This is a genomic window from Bradyrhizobium sp. 31Argb (genome assembly GCF_043638955.1).
Lineage (GTDB): Bacteria > Pseudomonadota > Alphaproteobacteria > Rhizobiales > Xanthobacteraceae > Bradyrhizobium.
Genome location: NZ_JBEGDB010000009.1, coordinates 16,147 through 28,459, shown reverse-complemented (window position 1 = coordinate 28,459; position 12,313 = coordinate 16,147). Strand labels below are relative to the sequence as shown.

Below are 12,313 nucleotides of genomic sequence, written 5' to 3'. Positions count from 1 at the left end.
GGCGCTTGCGGCGCTTATGTATATCTTTGTATACAAAAAGGACAATGGTGCAGGCATCCCGGAAAACGCCGAAAATGGCCTTTCTCGGTTGGGCAGAGGAATGAACAGCAAATACGACGTGCTGGTGATCGGTGGCGGCAATGCGGCCCTGTGCGCGGCGATCAGTGCGCGGCGTGCCGGCGCCTCCGTGCTGGTGCTCGAGGGGGCGCCAAAATTCTACCGCGGCGGTAATACCCGCCACACACGCAACATGCGCTGCGCCCATGACGCGGCGACCGAGATCCTTACCGGCCCCTATACCGAGGAGGAGTTCTGGAAAGACCTGCTGCTCGTGACCGGCGGCCAGACCGACGAGGAACTTGCCAGGTTCATGATCCACGAGTCCAAGGACATCCTGAACTGGATCGTGGAACAGGGCGTACGCTGGCAGCCCTCGCTCGGCGGCACGCTCAGCCTCGGCCGCACCAATTCATTCTTCCTCGGCGGCGGCCGCGCGATGCTGAACGCGCTCTATCTTACGGCGGAACGGCTCGGCGTCGAGATCCGCTACGACGCCGAAGTCGTCGATCTCAGGATCGAAGACGGCATGTTCCTCTCGGCCGAGCTGAAGCAGCCGATCGACGGCGCGACCGAGGTGCGCGCCGCGGCGCTGGTTGCGGCCGCCGGCGGCTTCGAAGCGAATATCGAATGGCTGAAGGAATATTGGGGCGAGGCCGCCGATAATTTCCTGATTCGCGGCACGCCCTATAATCGCGGCTCGATCCTGAAGATGCTGCTGGCCAAAGGCGTGCAGGAGGTCGGCGATCCCACCCAGTGCCACGCCGTGGCGATCGACGCCCGCGCGCCGAAATTCGACGGCGGCATCATCACACGACATGACTCCGTCGTGTTCGGCATTGTCGTCAACAAGCATGCGGAGCGCTTCTACGACGAGGGCGAGGACATCTGGCCGAAGCGCTATGCGATCTGGGGCCGGCTGGTCGCCGCGCAGCCCGACCAGATCGCCCATATCATTTTCGATTCAACCGTCGTGACCAGCTTCATGCCGACGCTGTTCCCGCCGATCGCCGGCGCCACGATCGCTGAGCTTGCCGGCAAGCTCGAGCTTGATCCAACGGCGCTGGAAAAGACCATCACCGAGTTCAATGCCGCGGTGCGGCCCGGCACTTTCGATCACACCATCCTCGATGATTGCCGCACCGAGGGCATCGTGCCGCCGAAGACGCATTGGGCGCGCCGGATCGAGACGCCGCCCTATCTCGCCTATCCGGTGCGGCCCGGCATCACCTTCACCTATCTCGGCACGCGCGTGAACAGGCAGGCGCGGATGCTGATGAAGGATGGAAAACCTTCCGCCAACATGTTCGCCGCCGGCGAGATCATGGCCGGCAATGTGCTGGGACGCGGCTATGCCGCCGGCATCGGCATGACCATCGGCAGCGTGTTCGGCCGGATCGCAGGACGGGAAGCGGCAAAGAATGCACGGAACTAGGACATTGCAGGAAGCCGATCGTCTGATGACGGTCTGCAATTCGTGTCGCTATTGCGAGGGATTGTGCGCGGTATTCCCCGCGATGGAGATGCGCCGCTCGTTCTCCGACGGCGACCTCAACTATCTCGCCAATCTCTGCCATGCCTGCGGCGCCTGCTACGTCGACTGCCAGTTCTCGCCGCCGCACGAATTCAACGTCAATGTGCCGAAGACGCTGGCGGTGGCGCGCGCCGAATCCTATGCCGCCTACGCCTGGCCGCGCGCGCTGTCCGGTATGTTCGCACGCAACGGGCTCGTCATCAGCCTGATTGCCGCGTTCAGCATGGCCGCTTTCATTCTCGGCTTTGCCGCGTTCAACGATTCCACGCTGCTCTTCGGCGTCCACACCGGCCCCGGCGCCTTCTACAGACTGATGCCGCACAATGCGATGGCGGCACTGTTCAGCGCGGCCTTCCTCTATGCCATCCTGGCCCTCATCATGAGCGTGCGCGCGTTCTGGCGCGACATTGGCGAGCCGATCGGTGGCCGCGCCGATGGCGGCTCGATCTTTCAGGCGATCCGCGATGCCGGCGAGCTGCGCTATCTCCATGGCGGCGGGGTCGGCTGCTACAATGAGGATGATCGGCCGACCGACCGGCGCAAGCTCTATCACCATCTCACCTTCTACGGCTTTCTGCTCTGCTTCGCGGCGACGTCGGTTGCCACGCTCTATCACTACCTCCTGGGACGTGAGGCGCCCTATGCGTGGTGGGACCTGCCGGTCGTGCTCGGCTCGCTCGGCGGCATCGGTCTGATCGTCGGGCCGATCGGGTTGTTGCTCGCGAAAGCCCAGCGCGATCCCGCGCTGCTCGATGATACCAGCTATGGCATGGATGTCGGCTTCATCGCCATGCTGTTCCTGACGGGCGTCACCGGAATGGCGCTGCTGGTGTTGCGTGCGACGCCGGCCATGGGACCGCTGCTCGCGCTGCACCTCGGCGCCGTGTTCGCGCTGTTCATCACCATGCCCTATGGCAAGTTCGTCCACGGCATCTACCGCTTCGCCGCGCTGGTGCGTTACGCGCAGGAGCGGCGCGACGGCTTGAATGGTTAGGCGAATCAAGGAGGGCGAGATGTTGACCATCACCGCGATCATCCGGGCCAAGAAGGGCCATGAGGCCGCCATGCGTCAGGCGCTGCTCGAAGTCGCAGCGAGCGTTCGAGCGAACGAAACGACGACTGTCGGCTATCACATATCGCAGGACACGACGGATCCGTGCGTGTTCACGACCTACGAACGCTACGTCGATCGCGCGGCGATGGATCGGCATAACAACTCCGAAGCCGTCCTCCGCTTCTTCGGCGTAGCCAAACCCATCATTGACGGCGAGGTAACGCTGGTCGCCGGCACGGAAATTTCCACCAAGTCGAACGAATAGGTTTAAAATCTATCCGGTCGCGCGGGGCAGGCTTCCGTTCGCGGCGATCTCAGCCGACATCTGCTCGATTGTTTTGCGCTGCTCCATGGCAGCTCGCCGGATCAGTGCAAAAGCGGCAGGTTCGGCAACAGAGTGCGTATGCATCACTTGCAGGACGGCAGCCAATACGACACGGCGCGAGCGAAGACGTTCTTCCAGCTTGAGGAGTTGCTGCTTTAGCTCGCTGGTGCGCTCGGCCCGCTCGAAGGCCATCACCAGCGCCGCATAGATGCCCGCGGAGCGCAGCGGCTTGACCAGAAACGACGCCGGATCGAGTTCCAGCACCAGCTTCAGCCGGCTTGGGGTCTCCGTGCCCAAAAGGGCGATGACGGGACATCGTCCAAGCAAGGCCCGCTGCGCCGGCGAGGTGAGCGGCAGGAATTCATCGTCGATCAGCGTGACATCCGGATGGCACCCGAGAGCGCTTCCTTGCTCCCATGTGAGGACGTCGATTCCCAGACGTTCGAACTGGCGCCTGACGATCGACAGGTCACGCTCGTCCTTGATGGCGACGAGGGCCTTGCGGCCGCGGAGGGAAAATGAAGATGGTTTGCTCATTTCACGACCCGCAAGTGGAGTGCACTCGGCGACGATCCGTCCCTTGACTTCTCACGCACGGGGCCGACGGCGACGTCGAGCTGTGTCAGGTAGGGATCCGGCTTAACCGGCGCGTCGGACTCCCAGAAGATGTCGAACTGTCCCTGCGCATTCGATACGGCCAGGCGTGGCGTAAGGACGCAATGGTTATTGGCACCATCGATCCAGACCGGTCCCTGCGGCGAATTGTAGCGATACCCGGCGGCCGCGCGCCGCACTTCACCAATGTTGGACGTCCCGGCCCGATGCAGCGCACGCGCCAGCAGATACACCGCGACATAGGCGGATTGTCCATCGACGGATGGGCTGCTCGCCTCGCCATGACGCGCCTTCCAGCGCTGCACGAAAGCAAGGTTCTCGGGCAGGCGGATGCTCTCGAAATAGGCTGACGATGTGATGCATCCGGCGGATGCGGGTCCGACGATCTTGAGCTCCGGTTCGCAGAGGCTGCAACTCAGCATCGGAATGTCGAGACCTGCAGCCGTGGTGGCGGCATGAAAGGCGCGGATGAAATCGTAGCTCGAACTGCCGACGAGCGTATTGAAGACGACGGGCGGCTTGCGGCGGACGATTTCGTCGACGATGTGCCCGACTGCGCTTTCGCCCAGCTCGAGCAGCCGTTCGGCAAGGATGCTTCCCTGCGCCGCCGTCACCAGCTCGCGGGTGACGCGATTGGTCTCCCACGTCCAGACATAGTTGGATCCGACGCAGAAGATGTGCCTTGACAAATTGTCGAGCACGTACCGCACGAGCGGCAGGACATTATGATTGGGCGATGCGCCGACGTAGATGACATTGTCTGAACATTCGAACCCTTCGTAACGCGCGGGATACCAGAGCAGGCGATCGGTGCGCTCGACGATCGGCAGCACTTGCTTGCGCGAGGCGGATGTGTAGCAGCCGATGATATGCTCGACTCCGGCGTTGCGAATGAGATCGTCGCAAACCGTGTGGTATTCCGAAATGACTCCGCGGGGATCGCGGACATGCGCAGTGAGCGAGAAATCAAAGTCAGGGTGATCGTTGATCTCGTCGACCGCCATCAGGGCGCTCTTCAATATCTCGCGCCCCATGGCCTGATAGGGCCCGGACTGCGAACATATGATGCCAACTGGAACCGACGGCTTTGTCATTGATGGCTTTCGAAGGGGCGGAGCCTTGAGGAAATCATCATCGCCGATACCGGTGCAAGAGGTCTTGCCGATTTACTGCGCATGACGCTTGCGAAATTTGTGCAACCTCCCTCGTTGACAATGCGCTAGGCACGAACCTAGACTTTTTGACTACCGGGCTTACTGTCGAACCTTAATCTGCTTCGGTCAGGCCGATGACGTCCTGATCCCTGCAGCGACTGCTCCGTTCGATCTTGAGCCCATGCGATAGACCATAGCAGCGGCATTTGAGCCATTCGTCACCTCATTCCGGAGGGGCGGGTGGCTTTTTTCTTTTGCCACACAAGAAACTGGCGAAACATGCGTGTCGCCAGGCTGATGGCGCGTACGCGACGATCGGCCTGATGCGCCTGGGAAGCGACGAGCGAGGAGCGAAAGGCGATGCCGACGACAGATATTGGTTATCTCGGGCTGGTTGAGGTTGGGCAGCAGATACAGGCGAAGAAGCTGTCGCCCGTCGAAGTGACGAAGGCGATGCTTGAACGGATTGAGCGGCTCGATTCGAAGCTCAAGAGTTACGCCTATGTCATGGCTGATTCCGCGCTTGCGGAAGCGGCCGTTGCGGAAAAGGAAATCGCGTCTGGAAAGCTGAAGGGGCCGTTGCACGGCGTGCCGGTTGCGATCAAGGACCTTTGCTGGGTCAAGGGTGCGCCGGCCGCGCACGGCATGACCATCCACAGCGACTTCCGTCCGAATGAGGATGCCACGGTCGTCGCACGGCTGAAGGACGCGGGCGCGATCATCCTCGGCAAGCTGCAGCAGACCGAAGGTGCTTACGCCGATCATCATCCGAAGATCGACCCGCCGAAAAATCCGTGGAATGCGGATTTGTGGTCGGGCGCGTCGTCGAGCGGTTCGGGTTCCGCCACCGCGGCCGGCCTCTGCTTCGGCTCACTCGGCACCGATACCGGCGGATCGATCCGCTTTCCTTCCGCAGCCAACGGCATCACGGGGCTGAAGCCGACCTGGGGGCGGGTCAGTCGCTATGGCGCATTCGAACTCGCGGCGACGCTGGATCATATCGGGCCGATGACGCGCAGCGCGGTCGATTGCGGCGCCATGCTCGGTGCGATCGCGGGCGAGGACGCCAAGGACACCACCGCTGTGCCGCTGGCTGTGCCGGATTATCTTGCAGGACTGTCCGGTAGTCTGCGGGGCGTTGTGATTGGTGTCGATCGACGCTGGACCAGCGAAGGCACCGATGAGGCCGTAAGCAAGGTCCTCAGTGAAGGTTTGCGCGTCGCGGCGGACCTCGGCGCAGAGATCAGCGAGATCACCTTTCCGGATGCCAAGGCCATTGTGGACGACTGGTTTCCGCTTTGCGGCATCGAGGCGGCGGTCGCGCATGAGGGGACCTATCCCTCGCGCAAGGACGAATATGGCCCATCCCTCGCTGGACTGCTCGATCTTGGCCTGCAGCAGTCCGGCACCGATTATCAGAAGATCGTGCTGCGGCGCGAAGCGTTTCGCGGTGCGGTGCGACGGCTCTTCGAAACGGTCGATCTTATCGCTGTGCCGGCCCAAGCCTTTGCCGCACCCACGCTAGCCAAGATGGCGACGCTCGGCGAAGACGCTTCCCTGATTGCCGGATTGTTGCGCTTCACCTGTCCGTTCGACATGACCGGAAGCCCGACCATTACCCTTCCGGGCGGCTTCGCCCCGAACGGCGGTCCGGTCGCCTTCCAGTTCGTCGGCCGCCACTTCGACGAAGCGGGTCTCGTCCATGCGGGTGACGCGTTTCAGCGCGTCACTGACTGGCACAAGCGCCATCCCGCCCTCTGATGCAAGGAGCCGTTCGCATGAAAGCAGAAGATTGGTTGCAGGGTTCCATCATGTCGAAGCGCGCCGTTGCCAAGGGGGCGGCCGGCGCGAGGCGCAGCCTGACGATCGAGCAGCAGGGGGGCTTCCACTACGTCTACGGACCTTATGCGAAGCCAACACTGTCGATCGATCCGGGAGAAGTCGTTGTCGTCGAGACCGAGGACGCCTTCGGCGGCGTGCTCACCAGTGAGAGCGACAGTCCGACGGCGAAACTGAACTTTCCGTACCTCAACCCGCAATGCGGACCGATAGCAGTCAAGGGCGCGAAGAAGGGCGATTGTCTCGCCGTCTATATCCACGACGTCGAGACGCGCGGCGAGCAGCCGGCCGGAACGACCTGCATCATCCCCGAATTCGGCGGGCTTGTTGGGACGAGCTCCACCGCGATGCTCAATCCGCCGCTGCCTGAGCGCGTCCGCAAGCTGCATGTCGACAGGAACGGCGTTCGCTGGAACGACAAGATCACGCTGCCCTATGAGCCGTTCATCGGCACGATTGGTGTGTCGCCCGAGATCGAGGCGATCTCCTCGCTGCAGCCGGACTATCACGGCGGCAACATGGACCTGCCCGATGTCGCACCCGGCGCCATCCTCTATTTGCCTGTGCATGCCGAGGGCGGGCTTCTTTACGTCGGCGACTGCCACGCAACACAGGGCGATGGCGAACTCTCCGGTGTCGCGCTCGAGCAGCGTGCGACGGTCACGCTACAGATCGATCTGATCAAGAACTGGAGCTTTGCCTGGCCGCGTCTGGAGACGCGCGACTTCATCATGACCATCGGCAGCGCACGCCCGCTCGAGGATGCGGCCCGCATCGCCTATCGCGAACTCACGCGATGGATGAGTGCGGACTACGGCTTCGACGAGATCGACGCGTACATGCTGCTCAGCCAGGCCGGGCGCATGCGGCTCGGCAACATGGTCGACCCGAAATACACGATGGGTGCATCGATCCTGAAAACTTATCTCAAGGCGTGAATTCAGCAGCTTTTCAACAAGGGGACATTTCAATGCAATCAGCACATCTGTTCAGAGCTGCCTTTTTTGGCGTCGCGCTGGGGACGGCGGCCCTCGGCGCCGCGCGGGCGGCCGAACCGCCGTTGAAGGTCGGTCTCCTCGAAGACGTCTCCGGCGATCTTGCGTTCATGGGCATGCCGAAACTGCACGGCTCGCAGCTTGCGGTCGAGGAGATCAACAAGAGTGGCGGCATCCTCGGGCGGCAGATCGAGCTCATCCATCTCGACCCGCAGGGCGATAATGCCCGCTATCAGGAGTTTGCGCGACGGCTGCTCAGCCGCGACAAGGTCGACGTGCTGATCGGAGGCATCACGTCCGCTTCGCGCGAGGCCGTCCGGCCGATCATCGATCGCACGACCACGCCGTACTTCTACACCAACCAGTACGAAGGCGGCGTGTGCGACGCCAGCATGATCAGCATGGGGGCGGTACCCGAGCAGCAGTTCTCGACGCTGATCCCCTGGATGGTCGAGAAGTTCGGCAAGAAGGTCTACGTCATCGCCGCCGACTACAATTTCGGACAGATTTCGGCGGAGTGGAACCGGAAGATCATGAAGGATCTGGGCGGAGAGGTCGTCGGAGAGGAATTCATCCCGCTCGGCGTTTCCCAGTTCGCGCAGACGATCCAGAACATCCAGAAAGCGAAACCGGATTGGCTTCTGACGATCAATGTCGGCGCCGCCCAGGACTCGTTCTTCGAGCAGGCCGCCGCGGCGAAGCTCAACCTGCCGATGGGCTCGTCGATCAAGGTCATGCTCGGTTTCGAGCATAAGCGGTTCAAGCCGCCGGCGCTCAACAACATGCATGCGACCGCGAACTGGTTCGAGGAGATCGATACGCCCGAAGCCAACGACTTCAAGAAGCGCTGGCATGCGAAGTTCCCCGACGAGCTCTACATCAACGACATGGGCTACAATGCCTATAACGCGCTCTACATGTACAAGACGTTGGTCGAGAAGGCGAAATCGACCAAGCTCGAGGACATGCGCAAGGTGATCGCGACCGGCGATGCCTGCATCGATGCGCCCGAAGGCAAGGTCTGCATCGACCCGAAGAGCCAGCACACGTCTCACCGCATGCGCCCGATCTCCGTCGGTCCTCAACACGAAGTGACGGTCGAGAAGGACTACGGAACGATCAAGCCGTATTGGCTTGGCGACATCGGCTGCGATCTCACCAAGAAGAATGACAAGGACCAGTACACGCCGAGCCATTTGCCCAACAAGTCGTGACGCCACTCATCGGATCATGACTTCGGACTGCGCGGGCGCCGCATCGCTGCGGCGTCCATGATGAAGGAGCAGGAGACCGATGATGTCGGCTGAACTTTTCTCGGTATTCTACCAATTCGCCGACGTCTTTGCGTTTCTGATCCTCTCGGCCGCAGGCCTCGCCATCGTGTTCGGCATGATGGGCGTAATCAACATGGCGCATGGCGAGTTCATCATGTGCGGCGCCTACGTGACGGTCGGGCTTGTGAAGCTCGGTGTACCGCTTGCCCTAGCTCAGGTGCTTGCCGCGGTGACGGCTGGATTGATCGGTGTTGCCGTCGAATACCTCATTGTTCGTCGGCTGTATAAGAGGCCGCTCGACTCCTTGCTCGCCACCTGGGGGCTCAGCCTGATCGTGACGCAATCGATGCTCCTGATCGTGGGATCATCGATAACGGGGATTGGCACGCCGGAGGGCAGCTTTGCGATCGGCGGCTACACATTCTCGACCTATCGCCTGGTGCTGTTCGCCTGCGCGGTCGCCGTGCTGATCGGTCTCTACGTGATCTTCATGAAGACGCGCTTCGGCGTGATGGCGCGTGCGACCATGCAGAATGCCGCAATGGCAAAGGCGTTGGGTGCGCGCACGGGACGGATCTACGCAATCAGTTTCGGCATCGGCGCCGGGCTCGCGGGCCTTTGCGGCGCGCTTTATGCACCGACGATGACGCTGATTCCGACGATGGGTGCGACGTTCGTGGTGGAGAGTTTCGTTACCGTCGTGGTCGGAGGCGCAAATGTCCTGCTCGGAACCGCGCCGGCCGCCGTGTTCCTGGCGATGATTCGAATGGCCTTGAATGCAAGCTATGGGCAGATCATCGGCCAGATCGGCATGTTGTTTGCAGTGATCCTGATCATCCGTGTCTTGCCCGAAGGCCTTTCCAGCGTGTTGGTCCGTCGCGGGCGCTAAGCGGGGGTGTGATGTTCAAACTGCTTGATGGTCCGCAGACCTTGGGACGTGGACGGACGTTCTGGTCCTGCTTTCTCGCCGTGCTGGCAGCCGCGTTGATCTATCCGGTCTTTGCGGACTCCTACGATGTCGGCAACTTCTCCTATTTCCTGATCTGGGTTTTCATGGCGCTCGGCCTCTGCCTGATGTGGGGCTATGGCGGCATGCTGTCGTTCGGCCAGACGTTCTTCTTCGGCATCTCCGGTTATGCTTATGGCGTGCTGGCCATCAACATGGGTGGAGGTTCGACGACGATCGCGGCGCTCGTACTGTCGGTCATCATCGCGATGATCGCGGCGGGGATCCTCGGTTACTTCATGATCTGGGGCGGCATCAACGGCATCTTCTTCGGTATCGTGACGCTGTCGGCGACGCTGGTGCTGGCGTTCTTCCTCGGACAGACGGCCGGACCGGAATGGCACATCGGCACTGCGCGACTGAACGGCTTCAACGGCATGAAGGGCATGGATCCGCTCACCGTCGGCGATTTCTACATCGAGGGGTCCGCCCTCTACTATGTCATGGTCGCGCTCATCGTGATCGTCTACATCGCGCTGCGCATGCTGGTGAACTCGCGCATCGGCAACGTGATCGTTGCGACGCGCGAGAACCCGCAGCGCGCCGAGATGCTCGGCTACGACGTCCGCAAGTATCAATTGCTCACGTTCATCATCGGAAGCGGGCTCGCGGGCCTCAGCGGCGCGCTGTATACGTCGTGGGGGCAATTCATCACCCCGTCGAGCATCGGGCTGCCGGCCGCCGCGATGCCGATCGTATGGGTGGCTTTCTCCGGGCGAAGCGATCTGACAGCGACGCTGGTTGGCTCGTTCCTGCTGCTGTTCGGGTTCCAGACCATCACCGTCTATAGCCAGCAGGCCGCGCTCGTGCTGATGGGTACGCTGCTGCTCGCCACCGTGATGTTGGCGCCGCAGGGTTTTGTGCTCGGTGTTGGCAAGTTTGTTGCTGATCGATGGACGGGGCGCCGGCGGCGTGACGCGAATTCCACTCTGGCGGACGCCGGCCGCCTGCAATCGGACGAGGCCTGACATGGCGCTTGTCGATGTGAAGGGCGTGACCAAACGCTTTGGCGGATTGACGGCCGTCTCCGACGTCGATCTGACTGTCAATGTCGGGGAGGTTCATTGCCTGATCGGCCCCAACGGGGCCGGCAAGAGCACGCTGTTCAAGCTGATCGTCGGCCTCTATCCGCCGACCAAAGGCAATATATTCTTCGACTCCATCGATATCACCGAAGAGCGGCCCTTTGCGCGTGTGCAGCGGGGCATGAGCATCAAGATGCAGGCGCCGAGCGTGTTCAAGGAGCTGCCGGTCCGGCAGAATATCCAGATCGCCCTGCAGGGGCGTTTCTCGGGCGCGGAGCGCGACGTCGAGGAGGAGCGGCTGCTTACGCTGCTCGATCTGGCGTCGGAGAGCAGCAAATTGGCCGGAGCACTTTCGCATGGCCAGCAGCAATGGCTCGAGATCGGCATGGCGCTGGCGCTGCAGCCGCAGCTATTGCTGCTGGACGAGCCGACGGCCGGCATGTCGCCGGAGGAGACGTTCAAGACCGGCGAACTCATCAAGTCGTTCAATGCCGAGGGCATGACGGTGCTCGTCGTCGAGCACGATATGGCGTTTGTGCGCCAGATTGCGCAACGCGTGACTGTGCTGCATCTTGGCAAGATCTTTGCGCGAGGCAATCTGGAGACCATCATTCAGGACGAGAAGGTCGCCGAAATCTACCTTGGGAAGACGCATGCCCACTGATCGGATTCTGGAGGTATCGGAACTCTGGGCGGGCTACGGCGCCACGCCGATCCTGCAGGGCGTGAGCATGTCGGTATCCCGCGGCGAGATCGTCGGCGTGATCGGCCGGAACGGCGTCGGCAAGTCGACGCTGATGCGATGCCTGATCGGGCTTCTGGAGACGTGGCGCGGCACGATCACTTTCTTGGACCAGGATGTAACCCAGTTGCAGGCGGACGCCCGGGCGCGCGCCGGCTTCGGCTACATCCCGCAGGGACGGGATGTGTTTCCACAGATGAGCGTCGAGGAAAACCTGCAGGTCGGCGAGCTGATTGGCGGACCGGAGGGCAAGAAGCTGCCGGAGCTCGTCTACGAGTATTTTCCGCGATTGAAGGAACGACGGCGGCAGGTTGCCGGCACCATGTCGGGAGGCGAGCAACAGCAACTCGCGATCGGCCGGGCTCTGATCGGAAACCCGACCTTGATGATCCTAGATGAGCCGTCCGAGGGCATTCAGCCGTCGATCGTGCGGCACATTTGCGATGCGCTGAAATCGTTCCGGGCTGAGCTGGGCACGACGATCGTTTTCGTCGAGCAGAACCTCGACACGATCCTGGAGATCGCCGAGCGCTGCTACATCATGGAAAAAGGCAAGATCACGCGATCATTGATCGGCGGGGACGTCAACGCCGACAATGTCCGCGCGCAACTGTTGTTGTGAGGCTGATCCGCCGTTTTTGAGAACGCGTCTTGTTCATCAGCGTGCCATTTGAAGTCAAAAATGACCAGGGA

12 protein-coding genes are annotated in these 12,313 nt (G+C 61.8%); 10 read left to right on the top strand and 2 right to left on the bottom strand.

Annotated elements, in window-relative coordinates; translation table 11 throughout:
• Positions 1-100 precede the first annotated feature (100 nt).
• From tcuA to AAFX91_RS03200, 3 genes are read left to right on the top strand one after another with little or no spacing between them, the layout of a single operon-like run.
• The gene (gene tcuA, locus AAFX91_RS03210; RefSeq protein WP_394565515.1) at positions 101-1,492 is read left to right on the top strand and encodes an FAD-dependent tricarballylate dehydrogenase TcuA; all 1,392 of its coding nucleotides are present in this window, start codon (positions 101-103) and stop codon (positions 1,490-1,492) included.
• A complete protein-coding gene (gene tcuB, locus AAFX91_RS03205) occupies positions 1,479-2,585 on the top strand; it encodes a tricarballylate utilization 4Fe-4S protein TcuB (protein WP_394565514.1) in 1,107 nt (368 codons plus the stop codon). Before tcuA ends, tcuB begins: the two co-directional genes overlap by 14 nt.
• A 19-nt stretch (positions 2,586-2,604) precedes the next feature.
• Entirely contained in the window at positions 2,605-2,910 is a 306-nt protein-coding gene (locus AAFX91_RS03200) for a putative quinol monooxygenase (protein WP_130577304.1), read from the top strand.
• 9 nt (positions 2,911-2,919) lie between these two features.
• Here AAFX91_RS03200 and AAFX91_RS03195 read toward each other — a convergent pair whose 3' ends face one another.
• Both AAFX91_RS03195 and AAFX91_RS03190 read right to left on the bottom strand, forming a co-directional pair.
• Positions 2,920-3,507, bottom strand: a complete 588-nt coding sequence (locus AAFX91_RS03195) for an ANTAR domain-containing response regulator (RefSeq protein WP_394565513.1) — start codon at positions 3,505-3,507, stop codon at positions 2,920-2,922.
• Complete coding sequence (locus AAFX91_RS03190; protein WP_394565512.1) at positions 3,504-4,679, bottom strand: transporter substrate-binding domain-containing protein; 1,176 nt, start codon at positions 4,677-4,679, stop codon at positions 3,504-3,506. Before AAFX91_RS03190 ends, AAFX91_RS03195 begins: the two co-directional genes overlap by 4 nt.
• A 420-nt stretch (positions 4,680-5,099) precedes the next feature.
• On the opposite strand from AAFX91_RS03190, the gene AAFX91_RS03185 reads away from it, so the two are divergent.
• The 7 genes from AAFX91_RS03185 to AAFX91_RS03155 all read left to right on the top strand — a co-directional run bounded on the left by AAFX91_RS03185 (position 5,100) and on the right by AAFX91_RS03155 (position 12,242).
• A complete protein-coding gene (locus tag AAFX91_RS03185) occupies positions 5,100-6,500 on the top strand; it encodes an amidase (protein ID WP_394565511.1) in 1,401 nt (466 codons plus the stop codon).
• Between the two features lie 17 nt (positions 6,501-6,517).
• Positions 6,518-7,516, top strand: a complete 999-nt coding sequence (locus tag AAFX91_RS03180) for an acetamidase/formamidase family protein (protein WP_394565510.1) — start codon at positions 6,518-6,520, stop codon at positions 7,514-7,516.
• Between the two features lie 32 nt (positions 7,517-7,548).
• The gene (locus AAFX91_RS03175; RefSeq protein WP_394565509.1) at positions 7,549-8,787 is read left to right on the top strand and encodes an urea ABC transporter substrate-binding protein; all 1,239 of its coding nucleotides are present in this window, start codon (positions 7,549-7,551) and stop codon (positions 8,785-8,787) included.
• An 82-nt stretch (positions 8,788-8,869) separates the two neighbouring features.
• On the top strand, positions 8,870-9,736 hold the full coding sequence (locus AAFX91_RS03170) for a branched-chain amino acid ABC transporter permease (protein WP_282526802.1): 867 nt from the start codon (positions 8,870-8,872) through the stop codon (positions 9,734-9,736).
• Between the two features lie 11 nt (positions 9,737-9,747).
• Complete coding sequence (locus AAFX91_RS03165) at positions 9,748-10,821, top strand: branched-chain amino acid ABC transporter permease (protein ID WP_394565508.1); 1,074 nt, start codon at positions 9,748-9,750, stop codon at positions 10,819-10,821.
• A gap of 1 nt (position 10,822) precedes the next feature.
• A complete protein-coding gene (locus tag AAFX91_RS03160; protein WP_394565507.1) occupies positions 10,823-11,542 on the top strand; it encodes an ATP-binding cassette domain-containing protein in 720 nt (239 codons plus the stop codon).
• Entirely contained in the window at positions 11,532-12,242 is a 711-nt protein-coding gene (locus tag AAFX91_RS03155; protein ID WP_394565506.1) for an ABC transporter ATP-binding protein, read from the top strand. The genes AAFX91_RS03160 and AAFX91_RS03155 overlap by 11 nt, the downstream gene beginning before the upstream one ends.
• The last annotated feature ends 71 nt before the right edge of the window (positions 12,243-12,313 follow it).